The following is a 17,349-nucleotide window of genomic DNA, read 5'->3' as shown; positions in this document are numbered from 1 at the left end:
GTTGAAACAGGTCACCCGCCATCTGCGAGCGACTATGGCGGCTAGTCCCTACCAAAGGACTAAACCGGACGGTTAATCGAAAATAATTGGAGAAAAATTCGATGGCGTCTCCCGACTGCCCGGTTCTTCCGGACAGTCGAGGCTCTGCGAGACGGCGAGGTCAGGTGAAGGAGCGCACCAGGCTGCCGACAAGCAGGTTCCAGCCGTCGATCAGGACGAAGAACAGGATCTTGAACGGCAGCGACACCACGGTGGGCGGCAGCATCATCATGCCCATCGCCATGGTTATGGTGGCCACGATCAAATCGATGACCAGGAACGGCAATACGATCAGGAAGCCGATCTCGAAACCACGGCGGATCTCGGAGATCATGAAGGCTGGCACCAGGATGCGCAGGTCGACCGTCTCTTTGGCAACCACCTGGCCGCGCTCGCGGGCGAGGTCGGCGAAGAGGTCGAAATCCTTGTCGCGCACATTGTGCAGCATGAAGGTGCGGAACGGATCCGAAATCTTCTCGAACGCCTCGGTCTGGCTGATCTGGTTGTCCATCAGCGGCTTGACGCCGGTGTTCCAGGCCTGATCGAAGGTCGGCGCCATGACATAGAAGGTCATGAACAGCGACAGCGAAATCAGGATGAGGTTTGCCGGCGTCGATTGCAGGCCGATGCCGGCGCGCAGGATCGAGAAGGCGATGACGAAACGGGTGAAGCTGGTGACCATGATCAGCAGACCCGGCGCCACCGACAATACGGTCAGCAGGCCGAACATCTGGATGATGTAGCCGACGGTGGTGCCGTCGGCCTTGCCGATGCCGCCGAGGTCCAGCTGCTGGGCTGTCGCGATCGACGTGGCGGCACCGATCAGCGCCACGGCAAGAAGGAATTTTCTCATTCGAGCAGCAATGTCCTGATGAGTACTTGTTTGGCGTGGCCCTGGCTGCGGATCGAGGCGCGTTCCTCGAGATCGGCTTTCAGGTGCTGGTAGCCGCTCGCGCCCTCGATCTGGTGCATCTTCAACGTGCGCACGAAGGCCAGAAGATCCTGTTGGATGTCCTCCGCCATCGCCGGCAGCTGCGGCGCGTCATAGACCACGGATGCTTCCACCCTGATCCAGGTGTCGGCAGGCGAGGCGATGTTGGTGGTGATCGGTGCCAGCGCGACAAGCGTCGGCCCGGTGCCCGGCTGTTGCGCGGCGGCGGGCTGGTCGACCTTGCCCTCATTCTCCGGCGCGACCGGCACCGATGATGGTGCTCCGACGCCCTTGAGATAGCCGCCGGACAGCCAGCCCATACCGATGGCGGCGGCCGTCACCACCAGCAGCATGGCGCCCTGGACGGCAAGGGAAGGACCCTTGCGGGGCTGAAGCTGTTCGACATTGGCCACGGTGCTTTGTTCCCCAATCCCTAGAACGGAAGAACCTGGTCGAGAACCTGCTGGCCGTAGGCCGGCTGCTGGATCTCGGTGATGCGGCCGCGCCCGCCGTAGGAGATGCGCGCCTCGGCGATGCGTTCGTAGGGAATCGTGTTCTCGGCGCCGATATCGGCCGGCCGCACGATGCCGGCAATGGTCAGCACCCTGAGTTCGGCGTTGACGCGCACCTCCTGCGAACCCGTGATCATCAGATTGCCGTTTGGCAGCACGTCGGTAACGATGGCGGCGACATTGAGCTCCAGCGTTTCCGAGCGCTTGATCTCACCGTCGGCGGTTGTGTCGGTGGCGGAGTTGATCGTGCCGGAGCCCTTGCCGGCGGTGCTCCATTTGTCCCACTGCGCGCTGAGGTCGAGGCCGAGCGTGCGGTTGGCGGTGCGGCTCCTGTCGTTCTGGTTCTTGAAGTTGGCGCGGTCGTTGATCTTGATCCTGACGGTCAGGATGTCGCCCTGGGACAGCGCGCGGGGATCGGTGAACAGCCGGCTCTGGCGATCGTCCCACAGCGAGAACTTCTTGACCGGTGCGCGCGGCGTCTCGGGGTATTTGTAGAGAGAGCCGGCGTCGCCGCCGTCGATGCCGGAGCCCACCGGGGACAGCGCTGGTTCCTTGCCGACCTCCCTGAGGTTGGTGCCGCAGCCGGACAGCGCCGCGACCGCGCACAGGACAAGCATTCTGCGGATCATGACGGATCTACCCTTCGGGCCGCGCTGGCCATGATGCCGGTGAGCGTCGCCGCCGCCTTCTGGTCCATTTCGTTGAGAATGACGCCGGCCTTGCGCGCATCGAGCTTCATCAGGATGGCCGCGGCGAGGTCGGCGTTGACGATTGCCAGGCGTTCGGCCGCCGCATCGGGCTTCATGCCGGCGTAGATCTTGACGACGCCGTCCTCGGCCCGGGCCAGGAACACTTCGCGCCGCTTCAGCCAAGTCTCGTATTCGGCCTTTTTCGCGTCCAGCGCCTTCATGCGCTCGTCGATGCCGGCCTGGAGCTGCTTCAATTCCTCGGCTTGCAAGGCATAGCGGCGGTCGCGGGCGGCGTCGGCGATGTTGGAGCAGAAGCGCTCGATCTCGCTCTGGTCCGGCGCCTTCTCCCGCGTCAATTGCTGAGGCGCCACCGCGGGCTGCGCTCCGGACAGAACCTGCCGAACGGCATCCTCGCCATGGGCGCCGCCGCCGGAAGCGGACATGGCCGCGAGAGCCGCGGCCGCGAACAGGATGGCGCGGGGGCGGGGTCTTTCATGGGATAAAAGGAAGGGGATCATCGGCATCGCCTATTGGAGAACCAGATCGGCTTGCAGGGCGCCGGCCGACTTGATGCCTTGCAGGATGGCAATGATGCCGTCCGGCTTGACGCCGAGGCGGTTGAGGCCGGAAACGAGGGTTTGCAGGTCGGGCCCGTCGAGCACTGCGACGCGGGCGTCGGGCCGGCTGGCGTCGATGGCGGTGAAAGGTTCGACGGCGGTTACACCCTTGGAGAAGGGTTCGGGCTGCACGATGCGCGGCGCTTCCGTGATGCGCACGGTCAGCGTGCCGTGGCTGATGGCGACGCGCGAGATCTTGACGTCGTTGCCGATGACGATGGTGCCGGTGCGTTCGTCGATGACGACACGGGCCGGCGTGTCGGATTCGACCACCAGATTTTCGATCTCGGCATAGAAGCGAGCCGCCGAAACGTTCTTCGGCCGCCCGATCTGCACGGTGCGGGAATCGCGCTCGCCCGCCACGCGCATGCCGAAGCGCTGGCTGGTGTAGTCGTTGATCGCGTCGGCGATGCGGATGGCGGTCGAAAAATCGGGATTGCGCAATTGCAACGTCAAGATCGCCTGGTCGTCGAACTCGGCCTTCACCGTACGCTCGACGATGGCGCCATTCGGCACCCGGCCGGCGGTCGGCACGCCTTGCGTCAATTGCTGGGCCTGGCCTTGGGCGGTGAAGCCGGAAACGATGACGGCGCCCTGGCCGACGGCGTAGATCTCGCCGTCCGCCGCCTTCAGCGGCGTCATGATCAGCGTGCCGCCGGCGAGCGAGGTGGCGTCGCCCATGGAGGAAACGTCGATGTCGATGCGGGCGCCCGACTGCACGTAGGGCGGCATATTAGCTGTGACGATGACGGCGGCGACGTTCTTGGCGCGTGCGCTGCCGCCCTCTGTGGCGATGCCGAGATTTTCCAGCATGGCGCGGATCGACTGTTCGGTGAACGGCGAATTGCGCAGGCTGTCGCCCGATCCTGCGAGCCCGATGACAAGGCCGTAGCCGACGAGCTGGTTGTCGCGCGAACTCTGCAGCTGGGCGATGTCCTTGATGCGCGAGGCGACCTGGCCAGGCGGCAGCGAGCTTGGCCCGGGCGAAACGCGGAACATGCGGGCGGTGGTGGCCGGATCATATTCCGGATCGTCGTAGACACCGCCATTCTTGGCCGCGAGCTCACGCTTGGCCTTGGGGGTCAGGCCGTCGGCGAAGGCCGGCTGCAGGCCGAGCGCGGCCGCGAGCAGAAGGGCAAGCGGGCGCATCATGAAGCGCTGACCTGGATGGTTCCATCGGCCATCACCGTGCCGGAGAGAATCTTGCCGCTGTCGCTGTTGCGGACCTTGATGAGATCGCCGGCAGATCCTGGCTGCAAGGTCACGGCGGTGGCGGTGATCGTTAGCCCGCCGGCGATGAAGAAGACCTGCACTGCAGCACCCTGTTCGACCAGCCAGGCTTCGCGGATGGCGGTGGAGGGAATGTAGCGGCCGGGCAGCAGCGTGCGCTTGGCGATCTTGCCCTGAAGTTCTTCGGCACGGGTCGCCACCGCATCGGGCTTGTGCTTGCCTGGGACGAGGGTCACCTGCTTCAGCGCGGTGAGCTCGATGGTCTCGCCGGGATAGATGACCCGGTTGGGGATCAGCACGACCTCGCCGGCAGGCTGATTGCTGGCGGTCCGCGTCGTCGATTGGCCGGACGACTGGCTGGTCGATTGACTTGCCGATTGGTCTGTCGATTCCTGGGCGAAGGCCGGCATGCCGCCGGCCACCAGCGCAAGGATGAGCGCGGCGCGGCGGAATGCGGAGCAGGAGATCGGCATGACCATCATCCGTTACCTGATGTTCTTGGAAACGACCGAGGCCATGTCGTCGGCGGCCTGGATGACCTTTGAATTCATCTCATAAGCGCGCTGCGCCGAGATCAGCTCGGTGATTTCCTTGACCGGGTCGACGTTGGAAGCCTCGAGATAGCCTTGCTGGATGGTGGCGAAGCCGGGATCGCCGGGCACGCCGACATTGGCCGGGCCGGAGGCCGTCGTTTCCTGGAACAGATTGTCGCCGAGCGGTGCGAGGCCCGCCTCGTTGGCGAAGTTGACGATCTGAAGCTGGCCGAGGCTCTGGAGCGCGGTCTGGCCGTCGATGCGGGCGAAGACCTGGCCGGTCTTGTTGACGATGACTTCGACCGCATCCGTCGGCACCGTGATGGCCGGAATGACGCTGGCGCCGTCCACGGTCACCAGCTGGCCGGTGGCGTTGGTGTTGAACGCGCCGGCGCGGGAATAGAGCGTGCCGCCATCGGCGCCTTCGATCTGGAACCAGCCCCTGCCGGTCAGTGCCATGTCGAAACTGTTGCCGGTGCTGGTCAGTTCGCCCTGTGTGTGCACGTTGCGCACGGCCGTCGTCTTGACGCCGAGGCCGATTGAAACACCCTCCGGCACCAGCGAGGCGTTGGAGCGGTTGGGCACCCCTTGCGTGCGGTCGACCTGGTAGAGCAGGTCGGAGAATTCGGCGCGCGCCCGCTTATAGCCGGTGGTGTTGATGTTGGCGATATTGTTGGCGATGACTTCCAGGTTTGTCTGCTGGGCATTCATGCCGGTGGCGGCGATCGAGAGTGCTTTCATGGCCTGCTCCTCAGATACCCATGCGACTGACTTCGAGATAGGCCGAGACAACCTTGTCGCGGATGGCGACGGCGGTCTGGAGCGCCTGCTGAGCACTCATCACGGCATCGACGACCTGGCGGGTGTCGGCATCGCCCTTGAGTGCCTGGAGCGACACCTGCTCGGCATTCTGCAACGTGTTGACGGTCTTGGAGGCCGCCTGGCTCACAGCTTCGGCAAATGAAGTGCCAATGTTGCCTGATGTCGCGGGCGCGACGCCGCCTTGAAGCAGGTCGGTCGCCGTATCGCCCAGCCCGGGCTTCAGGTTAAGCGCGCCGATGCCGTTCACGATCATTGGTTCCTCATCAGGTCGATGGTCATTGAAATGAGGTCGCGCGCCTGCTTCACGACTTGCAGGTTGGCCTCGTAAGAGCGGTTGGCCTCGGTCATGTCGGCCATTTCGACCAGCGTGTTGACGTTGGGCATCTTGACGTAGCCCTTCTCGTCGGCGGCTTCGTTGCCGGGCTGGAACTCCACGGGAAAGGCACTCGGATCGCGGTCGATCGAGTTCACTTCAACCGTCGAGCTGCCCGAGGTCCGGTCGAGTTCGGAGACGAAGCTGATGGTCTTGCGGCGATACGGGTCGGCGCCGGGCGTGGTGCCGGTCGACTGGGCATTGGCGAGGTTTTCGGAAACCACACGCAAGCGCTCGGACTGGGCGCCGAGGCCGGATGCTGCGACTTTCAGGGCTGCGGTCAGCGCGTCCATGGTCAGCTCTTCACCGCCATCATCATCATCGAGTGGAACGCCTTGACGATGGCCGTGTTGAGCTCGAAGGAGCGGCGCACCTCACCGGCTTTCAACAACTGATCTTCCAGCACGACCGAGTTCTTGGACGGCAGGACCACGCCATCGTCTACCTGCGGCTTGATCGTGAAGCCGGCATTGGTCGCCGCGCTGCCGAGATGGCCGGCCTCGGTGGTCTGCAGCGACACCGCGGTACGGTCGAGCACCTTTTCGAAGGGCTCGACATCGTTTGCCGTGTAGCCCGGCGTGTTGGCGTTGGCGATGTTGCCGGCGATCGCCGACTGGCGCACGGAAAGCCACTGCGCTTGCTTGGCGGCGAGATCGAAAAGGGAAACGGGCTCCATGGGAATCTCCGGGGATGTGCCCAAAGACTAGGCCGCCAGTCTTGCGCGGACCTTGCGGACGGCCGCTAGAGGGTTTCACCGTTTCACCGAAACGGAGAACCCCTCCATCTCTTTGTTTTGACGCAATTCCGGACGGAAAACCGTTTCACACTTTTCCTGGAATTGCTCTAAAGCATGGCGCCGAAAAGTGTGAGGCGGTTTTCGGGCGACATCGCTCTATCTCTCTAGATTTAGAGGGCAGAACCGCGACGGCCTTACCTGGAAAGCGGGATCAACTGGTTGCTGCTGGTCAGCATGACCCATTTGCCGTTGCGCTGCTCGATCGACGACACCGTGCTTGAGTCAGGCAGCGTCGAGCCGCGCTGGACGATCCACAGGCCGGCGTCGTCCTCGATCATGGCGCGGCCGTTGGCGACATGGACCATGCGGAATTTCGCCACATCGGCTGGAAAGGGCTGGTCGCCGGGCGCCTGTGCCGGGGCTGCATCATCCTGCACGGTCCCGGTGGCTAGCAAATCGATATTGGCGTTGGGAACATCCTTGGCCGTCAGCGGCGCGCTGCGCTCGGCGACCACGCCACCGCCCTCGCGCCCCGAATTGGTGCCGGTGCCGCCAAACTTGATCGCCTGCACGCCGAACTGTTCCTGGTTGAAGAAGATATACCAGGGGAACAGGGCACAGATCAGGCCGAGCGTGATGCCGAGCGCGGCGATAACGAAGTCGCTGCGCCGGTCCGCCTTCTTGCCCAGCCTGGGAAACGCGGCCTTCGGGGGTTGCGGCCATTGCGAAGCCGAAAAGAGGCCGTCGATGACCGAGTTGCGGCTGGCCTCGATCTGTTCATTGGCCTTCGCCTCGGCGATCATCTCGCGCAGGAGGCGCTCGGTGTGCTGAAGCTCAGTCTCCTGGTTCGGCATTTTGCTTTCCCTTGAGATGGCGGGCGAGATCGGAGAACGGATCGGCTGACGGGCGGTCCCTGGGCGACTGCGTCAATGCCTCGTAGATCAGCGGCACCTGGCGCACGGCGATGTCGAGCTCGGCGTCGGCGCCGCCCTGATAGGCGCCGAGCAGGCGAATGTCGCGCGTGTCCTCGAAGCGGGAGATCATCGACTTCAGCCGCGTCACCAAAGCGCGCTGTTCGATGCTCCAGGCCTTGCCGGCGAGGCGCGATATGGATGACAGCGGATTGACCGGCGGATAGCGGCCCTGTTCGGCGATCGCCCGGTCGAGCACGACGTGGCCGTCGAGGATGCCGCGCACGGAATCGGCGACCGGATCGTTGTGGTCGTCGCCGTCGACCAGCACCGAAATGATGGCGGTGATCGATCCTTTCCCCTCGGCTCCCGGTCCGGCGCGTTCCAACAGCTTCGGCAGTTCGGTGAAAACCGAGGCGGGATAGCCGCGGGCGACCGGCGACTCGCCGGTTCCCGTCGCCACTTCGCGCAGCGCATGGGCGAAGCGGGTGATCGAATCCAGCACCAGAAGCACACGGTGGCCCTGGTCGCGGAAGTGCTCGGCGACACGCATGGCGGTGTCGGGCGCACGCCGCCGCATCATGGCGCTCTCGTCGCTGGTGGCGACGACGGCCACGGTCTTGGCCATGCTGTCGCCGATCGTGTCCTCGAGGAATTCGCGGACTTCGCGGCCGCGTTCGCCGATCAGCGCCACGACCACGGTATCGAACGCGTCGGCGCCGGCGAGCATGGCGAGCAGCGTCGACTTGCCGACGCCGGAACCGGCAAAGACGCCCATGCGCTGGCCAAAGCACAGCGGTGTGAAGATGTCGATGACCTTGACGCCGGTCATGAAAGCCGTGCCGACGCGCTGCCGCGCCATGGCGCCGGGCGTGGTGGCGCCGCCCGTCATGTCGTCGCCCCTGATCAGCGGCGGACCGCCATCGATCGCGCGGGTGAGCGCGTCGATCGTGCGGCCGCGCCATGAGCCGTGCGGAGCCACCGCGAGCGGACCCCTGCGGAAGACGGCATCGCCGATACCGGCATCGGCGCTGCGTTCAAATGGAGCAATGACGATCTCGTCGCGGCTGATCTTGACGATCTCGCCGCGGCGCGCACCGGCCTGGCCGCGCTGCTCGACGATGTCGCCCAGCCTGGCGAAATCGGAAAGGCCGCGCACCTTGTAATGCGTGGGCGTGACTTCGGTGACGAGACCGCCACGCTTGACCAGCCCATCGGCGTTGCTGAAGCGCCGCCATATCCGTTCCAACGCGGCGAGCCGATCCTCCGGCGCCGGCTGGACCTGTCTTTCAGGTGCACGGATGGATGGCTGGCCTGATGACATGCTACGACTTCGAGCCGAGCGTCTTGATCGCCTCGTCGGTGGAGGAATCCGTCTGCCGCATCAGGGCCGCGGTGTTTTCGAAGGCGCGCTGGACCATGATCAGCCGGGTCATCTCCAGCACCGGATTGACGTTAGATTCCTCGACGAAGCCCTGCGCTATGCCAACGTCGGAGCGATCGGTGACCGGGTCGGGGGTGCGCGGAGGCACGATGCCGGAATTACCGTAGCGGACGAAATTCTGGCCCGGGTCGAAATTGTAGAGGCCGATCGAGCCGACAAGCTGGTCGTTCTGGCGCAGCGAGCCGTCGGCGCCGGCCTTGGGCGGACCGTTGCGGGGATCGAGCTGGATCGGCGCGCCGCCGGCATCGAGCACCGGATGGCCTTCGATCGACATCAGCTCGCCGTTCTCGTTCATTGAAAAGCGGCCGTCGCGGGTCATGACGGTGCCGGCCGGCGTGTCGATGGCGAACCAGGCGTCGCCCTGGATGGCGAAATCGAACGGATTGCCGGTCTCACTCAGGGACCCGTGGGCGCCTGAAAGATAGGTCTTGCCCGACGATGCGAAGGACACCGATTTCTGCCCGGTGCCTGACACCACATCCTCGAATTTCACGCCGGTGGCGCGAAAGCCGACGGTGTTGGCGTTGGCGACATTGTCGGCGATCGTGTCGAGCCGGCGCTCGAGCGCCATCTGCGCGGAAAGGGCAACGTAGAGACTGTCCCGCATGATCAGAACTTCAACTTCTGCATGGCCATCATCAGATCGGTGGAGATGCCGACCGTGACTGGCTGCGCAAACAGCACGCTGACCGATGTCACGGCCGTCGAGGTCGGGTTGTTGATCTCGTACATGCTGGTGAAGCGGGTCAGGAACTTGCCGAGTTTCTCGGGGTCGGAGAAATCCGAGATGTTGAGCTTCTGTCCGAAGAGCTGCGCCTGCTTGTCGATGTCGGCGGTGGCAAAGGAATCGGGCAGGCCAAGGGCAGTGCGCACGACGCTGGCAAGCGCCGTGTCGGCCAGCACGTCGTACCAACTGGTGATGTCGGGCGCCTTGCGCTGGAAATAAAGCGCCAGCCGCACACCTTGATTGGTGTTGCCGGCGTCCTCCTCCAGGGTCTGGCGCATATATTTGTCGACGGTCGGCTGCTGTGCCGGATTGATCGTGGTGGCGTTCTCGCCGTACTGCTCGAAGTTGAACGCCGAGGCCAGCGCGGCATAGGCCGGATCCGTCTGCTTGTTGGCGACACTGTTGGGGTCGCGCACGCCGCCCTGCAGGACCTGTTTGATGAGGTCCTTGTCCTCGGTCGCCGAATCGAGACCGAACGCTGCCAGCGCGTAGGTATAGAGCCGACTGTTCGACATCAGGTCGTCGACGGACTTCACCTTGGTGATGTTGGCGAGGTAGTAAGTCGTCTCGCCCTTCACATAATCCGAATTCGGATCGAGGCCGGCGATTTGCGCCTGCGTGGCATAGTTCTTCGTCACCAGCTGCTGCGCCTTGTTGTAGATCGTCGCATCGGCGCCGTTGGCGGCGAAGTTGAAGGCGCTGACGAATTGGGCGTAGCGCTTGTCGGTCAGCTTGTTGGCGAAGCTGTTGGAATCGGACACACCTTCCTTGAGCGCCTTGACCATGAAGGCCTTGGCGTAGTCCATGTCCTCCAGCCCGTAGGCCTTCATGGCATATTTGAACAGCCGGTCATTGTTGACGAAATCGTCGATCGATTTCACCTTGGTGATGTTGGCGAGATAATATTTGGTATCGCGATCGACCGTCGGCTGTTGCTCGATGCGGTCGATCGACTTCGAGATGTCTTTGGTGATCAACTGGTAGCTGGTAAAGGTATTGAGCAAGGACGTGCCTCCGGCCGAAGCTATGCCGGCACAATAGCCTCACTTCCTTGCGCGAAACTGAATCAGTCCGGCGGTTCAGATTCAAGCCTCACACAAGGCACGGGGACTATCCCTTGCAACCGACGTGAAATGCGGAAGGACCTGTCGTGGGCATTCTCATTGGACTTGTGGTGACGCTCGGCTGCGTCCTTGGCGGCTTCATGGCCATGGGCGGGCACCTGCACGTGCTGGTCCAGCCGTGGGAAGCCGTGGTCATCTGCGGCGCTGCGTTGGGCACCTTCCTGGTCGCCAACCCGATGAAGACGGTCAAGGATACCGGCAGGGGCATTCTGGAAGCCTTCAAACAGGCGGTGCCGAAGGAACAGGACTATCTGGAAACGCTCGGTGTGCTGCACAGCCTTATGCGCGAACTGCGCTCGAAGTCGCGCAGCGAGGTCGAGGCGCATATCGACAACCCGGAAGAATCAGCCATCTTCCAGGCGTTTCCGACCGTACTCAAGAATCACGACTTGATGAATTTCATCTGCGACTACTGCCGCATCATCATCATCGGCAATGCCCGCTCGCACGAGATCGAGGCGCTGATGGATGAGGAGATCCAGACCATCAAGTCCGACAAGATGAAGGCCTATCACGCGCTGGTCGCGGTCGGCGACGGCCTGCCGGCGCTGGGCATCGTCGCCGCCGTGCTCGGCGTGGTCAAGGCGATGGGTGCACTCGACCAGTCGCCGGAAATCCTCGGCGGCCTGATCGGCGCGGCGCTGGTCGGCACCTTTCTCGGCATCTTCCTGTCCTACGCCGTGGTCGGGCCCGTCGCCACCAAGATCAAGACGGTGCGCGAGAAGAAGAACCGCCTCTACATCATCGTCAAGCAGACGCTGCTCGCCTATATGAACGGCGCGCTGCCGCAGGTGGCCATCGAGTTCGGCCGCAAGACCATCTCATCCTATGAACGGCCGACCATCGACGCCGTCGAGCAGAGCACGATGAACACCGGCAGCGCCGAGAAGAAGGCCGCTTGAGCGATGCACGACAGATCGGTGCCGACACGCTCATGACCAGCCCAGGCAGCCCCGCGCAAGCGCGCTCGCTGATCATCGAGCGTCTGGTCGGCGACAGCGGCGAGGCCGATCAGGTCAACGACGCCGGCCGCGCCATGGCCGAACGCGCCGTGCCGCTGCTGCAGAAGGGGCTCGCGAGCGAGCTTGGCGTTCCCGTGATCGTCGACCTCAAGGCGGTCGAGATCAGCCGCGTCCCCGAGGCGCGCTCGCGCGCCGGCGATAATTTCGCCATGACCGTGGTCGGCTCGCCGGCGTCCTCGGACGCGATGACGCTCGTCATCGATGCTCCCGCGATCGCGATCATGGTCTCGACGCTGTTCGGCGGTGATCCGGACATGCCCGCATCGCCGATCGAGCGCGACCTGTCGTCGATCGAGACCGATGTCTCGACCATGGTGTTCCAGGAGGTGGCGCAGGCGCTGAATGGATCGGGGCGGCGCTCGCTCGACTTGCGGCTGCCCGTGCCGCGGGCCATGTCCGGCATCGAGGCCAGGCGGCATGTGCTGCGCGACGGTGCCGCGATCCGCATCGTCCTTGGCATCTCGACGCCGGTCGACAGTGGCTCCATCACGGTGATGATGCCGCAGCGTGTCGTCCTGGCCAGCCGCGACGGCACCGTTGGCATCAGCGAGGACGATCACGGCACCGATTGGCGCGCACGCTTTTCGGAAGAGGTGATGCGCTCGACGGTGGCGCTCGAAGCCACCATGCCGCTGGCGCGGCTGACGCTTGGCGACCTCGCCAATCTCGACGTCGGCCAGGTCATCGACTTCGACGAAACGGCGCAGTCGCGGGCTCGCCTCAGCGCGCGCGGCCAGCCGCTGTTCGTATGCGAGTTTGGCAAACTGGGGCAGAATTACACCGTCCGAATCAAGCATCCCTTCGATGCCGGACAGGATTTCATCGATGGGCTCATGCCGGCCGGTGCCGGGCGCGCCTGAGCTTTTGGAGACGACGCATGGCCAAGACCAAAGTGGAAGCAGAACTCGACCAGCCGGACGAGCAGCTCGACCGCGCCATCGAGGAATTGCGCGGGGTCCTGCATGAGGAGGAGCAGCGCCCCGATGCGGCCTTCAGGGCGGCCGCAGGGACCAATTCGAACGTCATCATGAACATCCCCGTCGATGTCCAGATCATCCTCGGCAGCACCGAGATGGCGGTTGCCGACCTGATGGCGCTGCAGAAGGGGTCGACGGTGGCGCTCAACCGCCGTATCGGCGAACCGGTCGACGTCGTGGTCAACGGCCGCAAGATCGCGCGCGGCGAGATCACGGTGCTCGAAAGCGACCCCTCGCGCTTCGGTATCAGACTAACCGAAATCATCGCCGGCACGAAGGGCGCCTAGACATGGATTGCGGGGCTTGCCGTTGGCAGCGGAAGCGAGAGGCAGCATGACGACGCTGACTACCCTGACGCGCGCACAGAAGGCCGCCGCCATTTTGGTGGCGATGGGCAAGCCGTCGGCCAGCCGTCTCTTGAAATTTTTCAAGCAGGAAGAGCTGAAGGCGCTGATCGAGGGCGCGCGGCTGCTCAGGACCATTCCGCAGAGCGATCTCGAGCGCATCGTCGCCGAATTCGAGGCCGAGTTCACCGAGGGTGCCGGCCTGCTCGATTCCGCCGACAGGATGGACACGATCCTCAACGAGTCGCTGTCGCCCGAAGAGATGAGCGCCATCATGGGCAACAAGAAGCCGGAGGCGGCGCCTGAAGGGCCGCCACCGATCTGGCCCGATCTCGAAAAGCTCGAACCCTCGCGGCTGGGCGCCTTCCTGGCCGGCGAACATCCGCAGACGGCTGCCATGGTGCTGTCGAAGCTGGCGCCGCAGGCGGCGGCGAGCGTGCTTTTGACGCTGACGAAGCCGATGCGCGGCGAAATCATCAAGCGCATGGTGACGATGGCCAATGTTCCGCCCGCCGCCACCAGGATCGTCGAGAACCGGCTGCGCGCCAGCGTGCTGTCGGAAACCTCGACCAAGGACACGTCGGCTGGGCAGGCACGCGTCGCCAGTGTGCTCAACGAGCTGGAGAAGTCACAGCTCGACGAGGTCATGCAAGATCTGGAAGCCGCCGGCACGCCCGACCTCGACGGTGTGCGGGCAAGGCTTTTCGCTTTCGACGACCTGCCGTTGCTCACTCAGAAGGCGCGCGTGCTGCTGTTCGATGGACTGTCGACCGAGCTGGTCACGCTGGCGCTGCGCGGCACATCGGCGGCACTCGCCGAAGCGGTGTTGTCGGCGATCGGCGCGCGCTCGCGGCGCATGATCGAAGCCGAACTCGGGCAGGGGTCGGATGGCATTCCGGCAGCCGACATCCTGGCGGCGCGCAAGACCATCGTTTCGACCACCATCCGGCTGTCGCGCGAAGGCGCATTCGAACTTCCCTCGACGCAGAACGCCGCCTAAGGCATGGCCGACGCCGTCGACAAGGACTCCAAAACCGAAGAGGCGACGGAAAAGAAGATCCGCGACACCATCGAACAGGGCAAGCTGCCCCATTCGAAGGAAACCGCGATCCTCGCCTCCTTCGTCGCCATACTAGTGTTCACCGTCTTCTATGCCAGGGACGCCATCGTCGATCTCGGTATGTTCCTGTCGATGTTCCTGGAGAAGCCGGAAGCCTGGCCGATGGACACGGAGACCGATGTCATCGCGCTCTACAAGCTCGTCATGCTGGAAGTGGGCCGCGCCCTCGTCAGCCTGCTGGTGCTGCTGACTGTCGCCGGCATTGGCGCTTCGGTGCTGCAGAACATGCCGCAATTCGTCGGCGAGCGGATCAGGCCGCAGCTTTCGCGCATCTCGATCGTCAAGGGCTGGAACCGGATGTTCGGTGCCCAGGGCTGGGTCGAATTCCTGAAGTCCCTGGCAAAGGTGGGCTTCGCCATCGCCGTGCTCGTCTTCACGCTGTCGGAGGATCACCGCAAGCTGCTCGCCGGGATGATCACCAATCCGGTCGCTTTCGGGCTCGTCATTCGCGGCATCGCGGTCGACATACTGGTGGCGATCGTCTTCGTCATGGGACTGATCGCGGCGATCGACATCGTCTGGTCGCGCTTCCACTGGAAGCAGGACCTGCGCATGAGCAAACAGGAGGTCAAGGACGAGTTCAAGCAGTCCGAGGGCGACCCGATCGTCAAGTCGCGGCTGCGCTCGCTGGCGCGCGACCGCGCGCGCAAGCGGATGATGACGGCGGTGCCGCGCGCGACGCTGATCATCGCCAATCCGACCCACTTCTCGATCGCGCTGAAATATGTGCGCGACGAGGATTCGGCACCGCTCGTGGTGGCCAAGGGACAGGATCTGGTGGCGCTGAAGATCCGCGAGATCGCCCGGGAACACAACATTCCGATCTTCGAGGACGTTGCGCTCGCCCGCTCCATGTACAAGCAAGTTTCGGTCGATAATGTGATCCCGTCGCAATTCTACCAGGCCGTCGCCGAACTGGTGCGGATCGTCTACTCGAAAAAGGCTGAGCGCAGACAGATTTCATGAACCGCCAACCGCACGCAAAATCCCGTGAGATCATCGTCGCCAGCGCCATCGAGCAGGTGGTTGGCGAACTGAGGCTGATCGATGTCGCCGACTACATCGCCTTCATCCGGCTGGAGCATTTCGCCTGCCTGTCGGACCTGGTCGATTCAGCGGTGGAGCTGTTCTTCAAGCCGGGCACGCTCAGGCTCGGCCATGGCGGCGAGGCGCATGTCGACTGGAGCGGCAGCCCGCGCATCGTGCTCGACCTGGAACTCAGGCCGCCCGGGGTGACCGTCTATTTCCAGCTGACGCTCGGCGAGACCGGCAACTCGGTCGCGGTCAATTACGTTTCGTTCGAAAAGCCTGGCGAAGACCCCGAGCACAATACGACACTTCTGGAGGCGGTGATCGAACAGGCGCGTATCCGCAAAGTCGAGCCGCTGGCCTTTTGAAGCACCTTATCCGGCTGCAAGCACTATTCGATCAGACCGAGCCGCAGCGCCTTGGCGACCGCCTGGTTGCGGTTGACGGCGTTGAGCTTCTGGGTCGACTGCGTCAGATACTGGTTGGCCGTGTGCACCGACAGCTTCAGAAGCCGCGCGATTTCTTCGCTGGTGTTGCCGTTGGCGGTCAGCTTCAGGCATTCGAGTTCGCGCTTGGAGATCGAGCGTGCCCTGCCGGTGTCGCCGGGACGAATACGGGCGACAGCGGCGAATAGGGAGAAGCAGCGGGCGTGGATTTCGTAGAGTGCATCCTGCGACAGCACCATCTCCGACCCCAGGAAAACGACCAGGCCGCATTGGCCGCGATCCGCATGGACGGGAAAGGCTATGCCGCTGGAGCCAGGCGTCAGTGGCGCCATCTGTGCGGTCCAGGCGAGATTGCCGAACATTTCGGCCATGGCCGCCACGCCGTCATCGGTCCACCAGCGCGGTTCGGTCGACAGGCGGTTGTGGCGCACGATCTCCTCGCCATTGGCGCCTGAAATGAATTTCGTCGCCACCGCAACGCCGGGATAATCGGAATCAAAGCATGGCACGAGCCGCGCCCGTTCCGGCGACGGACTGACGAAGAACAGGCCGAAGGCCGAGGCGTTGATGTCGACTGATATCCAGCGGCAGCGGCGCACGGCGTCAGGAATGCTGACGGCGTGATGCGTTTCGGAGCCGAGCGAGAAGGCGCCGAAGGGGCTGCGCTGCTCGTTGAAAAGGGCCTCCGCGGCGTCCTTGATGTCGGCCTGTTTCAAATGATGCCACTCCTGATCGCCGTGGCGATGGCCATCGCACGGTTGCTGGCCGCGAATTTCTGGATGGCGTGGGTGATGTAGCTGTTTACGGTGTTGGAGGAGACGCCAAGGATGACGGCCACCTCATCGGTGGTCTTGCCTTCCGAGACCCAGAACAGGCATTCGCGCTCGCGATCCGACAACGGATCCTGCATCGCCGCGGCGGCGATCAGCTGCGGGATATGCGAAAGCGCGTAGCAGCATTTCAGCTGCGCCTTCATCAGCGCCGGCTGGTCGATCTGGCCGGCTGTCGCCGCCGAGAACAGCGCGAACAGGCGCTGGCGGCCGACATTCAGTCTGAGCGAATAGATTTCGGCATGGCCAAGCACGTCGAGGAGGCGGGCCTCTTCGCCTGAGACCAGCCCGTTGGCATCGGGCGCCTCGGCCGCCACCAGCGGCCTCGGACGGATGCCGGGCGCGACGGTGAGCGTGCCCTGGGCAAGGCTGGCGATCAGCCGCTTGCCGATCAGTTCGATGGCGTCGAAGATCCAGTTCGAGGAGACGATGCGCGCGTCGTTGCGATCCTGGTCGTGGACGATGGCGACCAGCATGTAGCTGTCGGCGCCGATCTCGGCGGTCAGTTCCATGAAGAAGCTGGTGAGATCGCCGCGCGACGTCAGGCGCGAGCCCAGTGTATCGGATCGAAGAGGCGCGGCGGGACTGCTCATCTGCTGCTTTTGGCCGGAATCGATTCTGATGTCCGGATGCTGGAGAGCCAGCCGCCGAACCCGAAAACGCGTTACTTTTACGAGACACACACGAGGCGCGGGGCCGCGCCCAACCAGACGGAATCCATTCAGGGAACGCGAAGCCGTCCGCGTCTGGCGCCGGAAAAATTCCGGAACGTGAGACTTTGGGTGGTCGCCGCGCCCCCCGAGGACCGGCTGATTCGGGTCTAATCTACCTGCAGATGAATCTGACATCAAACGCGATTTGACAAAATCGAATCTGGTGGACTCAGGAGCGAC

The 17,349-nt window shown here is 63.9% G+C and carries 22 protein-coding genes; 6 read left to right on the top strand and 16 right to left on the bottom strand.

Annotation, left to right across the window (positions count from 1 at the left end; all coding sequences use genetic code 11):
• Positions 1 to 160 precede the first annotated feature (160 nt).
• The 14 genes from fliP to JT360_RS12550 all read right to left on the bottom strand — a co-directional run bounded on the left by fliP (position 161) and on the right by JT360_RS12550 (position 10,568).
• Positions 161 to 892, bottom strand: a complete 732-nt coding sequence (fliP, locus tag JT360_RS12615) for a flagellar type III secretion system pore protein FliP (protein ID WP_214471945.1) — start codon at positions 890 to 892, stop codon at positions 161 to 163.
• Positions 889 to 1,383: a flagellar basal body-associated FliL family protein gene (locus JT360_RS12610; protein ID WP_214471944.1), complete on the bottom strand. Its 495-nt coding sequence runs from the start codon at positions 1,381 to 1,383 to the stop codon at positions 889 to 891. The genes fliP and JT360_RS12610 overlap by 4 nt, the downstream gene beginning before the upstream one ends.
• Positions 1,384 to 1,403: 20 nt before the next feature.
• The gene (gene flgH, locus JT360_RS12605; RefSeq protein ID WP_214471943.1) at positions 1,404 to 2,111 is read right to left on the bottom strand and encodes a flagellar basal body L-ring protein FlgH; all 708 of its coding nucleotides are present in this window, start codon (positions 2,109 to 2,111) and stop codon (positions 1,404 to 1,406) included.
• On the bottom strand, positions 2,108 to 2,695 hold the full coding sequence (locus JT360_RS12600; RefSeq protein ID WP_214471942.1) for a MotE family protein: 588 nt from the start codon (positions 2,693 to 2,695) through the stop codon (positions 2,108 to 2,110). The genes flgH and JT360_RS12600 overlap by 4 nt, the downstream gene beginning before the upstream one ends.
• Positions 2,696 to 2,698: 3 nt before the next feature.
• Positions 2,699 to 3,940, bottom strand: coding sequence for a flagellar basal body P-ring protein FlgI (locus JT360_RS12595; RefSeq protein WP_214471941.1), 1,242 nt, complete (start codon positions 3,938 to 3,940; stop codon positions 2,699 to 2,701).
• Entirely contained in the window at positions 3,937 to 4,497 is a 561-nt protein-coding gene (flgA, locus tag JT360_RS12590) for a flagellar basal body P-ring formation chaperone FlgA (RefSeq protein WP_214471940.1), read from the bottom strand. The genes JT360_RS12595 and flgA overlap by 4 nt, the downstream gene beginning before the upstream one ends.
• A 6-nt stretch (positions 4,498 to 4,503) precedes the next feature.
• Positions 4,504 to 5,292, bottom strand: coding sequence for a flagellar basal-body rod protein FlgG (gene flgG, locus JT360_RS12585; protein ID WP_214471939.1), 789 nt, complete (start codon positions 5,290 to 5,292; stop codon positions 4,504 to 4,506).
• 10 nt (positions 5,293 to 5,302) lie between these two features.
• Positions 5,303 to 5,626: a flagellar hook-basal body complex protein FliE gene (gene fliE / locus JT360_RS12580; protein ID WP_214471938.1), complete on the bottom strand. Its 324-nt coding sequence runs from the start codon at positions 5,624 to 5,626 to the stop codon at positions 5,303 to 5,305.
• The gene (gene flgC, locus JT360_RS12575) at positions 5,623 to 6,039 is read right to left on the bottom strand and encodes a flagellar basal body rod protein FlgC (RefSeq protein WP_214471937.1); all 417 of its coding nucleotides are present in this window, start codon (positions 6,037 to 6,039) and stop codon (positions 5,623 to 5,625) included. Before flgC ends, fliE begins: the two co-directional genes overlap by 4 nt.
• A gap of 2 nt (positions 6,040 to 6,041) precedes the next feature.
• Positions 6,042 to 6,422, bottom strand: a complete 381-nt coding sequence (flgB, locus tag JT360_RS12570) for a flagellar basal body rod protein FlgB (RefSeq protein WP_214471936.1) — start codon at positions 6,420 to 6,422, stop codon at positions 6,042 to 6,044.
• A gap of 254 nt (positions 6,423 to 6,676) precedes the next feature.
• Entirely contained in the window at positions 6,677 to 7,336 is a 660-nt protein-coding gene (locus JT360_RS12565; RefSeq protein WP_214471935.1) for a hypothetical protein, read from the bottom strand.
• A complete protein-coding gene (gene fliI / locus JT360_RS12560; protein WP_214471934.1) occupies positions 7,317 to 8,717 on the bottom strand; it encodes a flagellar protein export ATPase FliI in 1,401 nt (466 codons plus the stop codon). Before fliI ends, JT360_RS12565 begins: the two co-directional genes overlap by 20 nt.
• Position 8,718: 1 nt before the next feature.
• Entirely contained in the window at positions 8,719 to 9,444 is a 726-nt protein-coding gene (gene flgF / locus JT360_RS12555) for a flagellar basal-body rod protein FlgF (protein ID WP_214471933.1), read from the bottom strand.
• A 2-nt stretch (positions 9,445 to 9,446) separates the two neighbouring features.
• Entirely contained in the window at positions 9,447 to 10,568 is a 1,122-nt protein-coding gene (locus JT360_RS12550) for a DUF1217 domain-containing protein (protein WP_214471932.1), read from the bottom strand.
• Between the two features lie 146 nt (positions 10,569 to 10,714).
• Between JT360_RS12550 and motA the strand changes: the two genes are divergently transcribed.
• From motA to JT360_RS12520, 6 genes are read left to right on the top strand one after another with little or no spacing between them, the layout of a single operon-like run.
• Positions 10,715 to 11,590: a flagellar motor stator protein MotA gene (gene motA / locus JT360_RS12545; RefSeq protein WP_202358086.1), complete on the top strand. Its 876-nt coding sequence runs from the start codon at positions 10,715 to 10,717 to the stop codon at positions 11,588 to 11,590.
• 32 nt (positions 11,591 to 11,622) lie between these two features.
• A complete protein-coding gene (locus tag JT360_RS12540; RefSeq protein WP_214472086.1) occupies positions 11,623 to 12,570 on the top strand; it encodes a FliM/FliN family flagellar motor switch protein in 948 nt (315 codons plus the stop codon).
• 17 nt (positions 12,571 to 12,587) lie between these two features.
• Positions 12,588 to 12,974, top strand: a complete 387-nt coding sequence (gene fliN / locus JT360_RS12535) for a flagellar motor switch protein FliN (protein ID WP_214471931.1) — start codon at positions 12,588 to 12,590, stop codon at positions 12,972 to 12,974.
• 46 nt (positions 12,975 to 13,020) lie between these two features.
• Positions 13,021 to 14,031 (top strand): flagellar motor switch protein FliG, encoded by a 1,011-nt coding sequence (locus JT360_RS12530; protein ID WP_214471930.1) that lies wholly within the window; start codon positions 13,021 to 13,023, stop codon positions 14,029 to 14,031.
• Between the two features lie 3 nt (positions 14,032 to 14,034).
• The gene (flhB, locus tag JT360_RS12525) at positions 14,035 to 15,117 is read left to right on the top strand and encodes a flagellar biosynthesis protein FlhB (RefSeq protein WP_214471929.1); all 1,083 of its coding nucleotides are present in this window, start codon (positions 14,035 to 14,037) and stop codon (positions 15,115 to 15,117) included.
• Positions 15,114 to 15,548: a BspJ family T4SS effector nucleomodulin gene (locus tag JT360_RS12520; RefSeq protein WP_214471928.1), complete on the top strand. Its 435-nt coding sequence runs from the start codon at positions 15,114 to 15,116 to the stop codon at positions 15,546 to 15,548. Before flhB ends, JT360_RS12520 begins: the two co-directional genes overlap by 4 nt.
• 23 nt (positions 15,549 to 15,571) lie before the next feature.
• Here the strand turns inward: JT360_RS12520 and JT360_RS12515 are convergent, their stop codons facing one another.
• Entirely contained in the window at positions 15,572 to 16,342 is a 771-nt protein-coding gene (locus tag JT360_RS12515; protein WP_214471927.1) for a response regulator transcription factor, read from the bottom strand.
• On the bottom strand, positions 16,339 to 17,049 hold the full coding sequence (locus tag JT360_RS12510) for a helix-turn-helix transcriptional regulator (RefSeq protein ID WP_214471926.1): 711 nt from the start codon (positions 17,047 to 17,049) through the stop codon (positions 16,339 to 16,341). Before JT360_RS12510 ends, JT360_RS12515 begins: the two co-directional genes overlap by 4 nt.
• Positions 17,050 to 17,349: the final 300 nt, after the last annotated feature.

Source organism: Mesorhizobium sp. dw_380, from assembly GCF_018588885.1.
Classification (GTDB): domain Bacteria; phylum Pseudomonadota; class Alphaproteobacteria; order Rhizobiales; family Rhizobiaceae; genus Mesorhizobium.
This window is presented reverse-complemented; position numbering and strand designations above follow the sequence as displayed.

Excerpts from the sequence above, each read along its gene's own strand:
- fliP (WP_214471945.1), bottom strand. The coding sequence starts at position 892 with ATGAGAAAATTCCTTCTTGCCGTGGCGCTGATCGGTGCCGCCACGTCG.
- flgH (WP_214471943.1), bottom strand. The coding sequence starts at position 2,111 with ATGATCCGCAGAATGCTTGTCCTGTGCGCGGTCGCGGCGCTGTCCGGC.
- JT360_RS12600 (WP_214471942.1), bottom strand. The coding sequence starts at position 2,695 with ATGCCGATGATCCCCTTCCTTTTATCCCATGAAAGACCCCGCCCCCGC.
- JT360_RS12595 (WP_214471941.1), bottom strand. The coding sequence starts at position 3,940 with ATGATGCGCCCGCTTGCCCTTCTGCTCGCGGCCGCGCTCGGCCTGCAG.
- flgA (WP_214471940.1), bottom strand. The coding sequence starts at position 4,497 with ATGGTCATGCCGATCTCCTGCTCCGCATTCCGCCGCGCCGCGCTCATC.
- flgG (WP_214471939.1), bottom strand. The coding sequence starts at position 5,292 with ATGAAAGCACTCTCGATCGCCGCCACCGGCATGAATGCCCAGCAGACA.
- fliE (WP_214471938.1), bottom strand. The coding sequence starts at position 5,626 with ATGATCGTGAACGGCATCGGCGCGCTTAACCTGAAGCCCGGGCTGGGC.
- flgC (WP_214471937.1), bottom strand. The coding sequence starts at position 6,039 with ATGGACGCGCTGACCGCAGCCCTGAAAGTCGCAGCATCCGGCCTCGGC.
- flgB (WP_214471936.1), bottom strand. The coding sequence starts at position 6,422 with ATGGAGCCCGTTTCCCTTTTCGATCTCGCCGCCAAGCAAGCGCAGTGG.
- JT360_RS12565 (WP_214471935.1), bottom strand. The coding sequence starts at position 7,336 with ATGCCGAACCAGGAGACTGAGCTTCAGCACACCGAGCGCCTCCTGCGC.
- fliI (WP_214471934.1), bottom strand. The coding sequence starts at position 8,717 with ATGTCATCAGGCCAGCCATCCATCCGTGCACCTGAAAGACAGGTCCAG.
- flgF (WP_214471933.1), bottom strand. The coding sequence starts at position 9,444 with ATGCGGGACAGTCTCTACGTTGCCCTTTCCGCGCAGATGGCGCTCGAG.
- JT360_RS12540 (WP_214472086.1), top strand. The coding sequence starts at position 11,623 with ATGACCAGCCCAGGCAGCCCCGCGCAAGCGCGCTCGCTGATCATCGAG.
- fliN (WP_214471931.1), top strand. The coding sequence starts at position 12,588 with ATGGCCAAGACCAAAGTGGAAGCAGAACTCGACCAGCCGGACGAGCAG.
- JT360_RS12530 (WP_214471930.1), top strand. The coding sequence starts at position 13,021 with ATGACGACGCTGACTACCCTGACGCGCGCACAGAAGGCCGCCGCCATT.
- flhB (WP_214471929.1), top strand. The coding sequence starts at position 14,035 with ATGGCCGACGCCGTCGACAAGGACTCCAAAACCGAAGAGGCGACGGAA.
- JT360_RS12520 (WP_214471928.1), top strand. The coding sequence starts at position 15,114 with ATGAACCGCCAACCGCACGCAAAATCCCGTGAGATCATCGTCGCCAGC.
- JT360_RS12510 (WP_214471926.1), bottom strand. The coding sequence starts at position 17,049 with ATGAGCAGTCCCGCCGCGCCTCTTCGATCCGATACACTGGGCTCGCGC.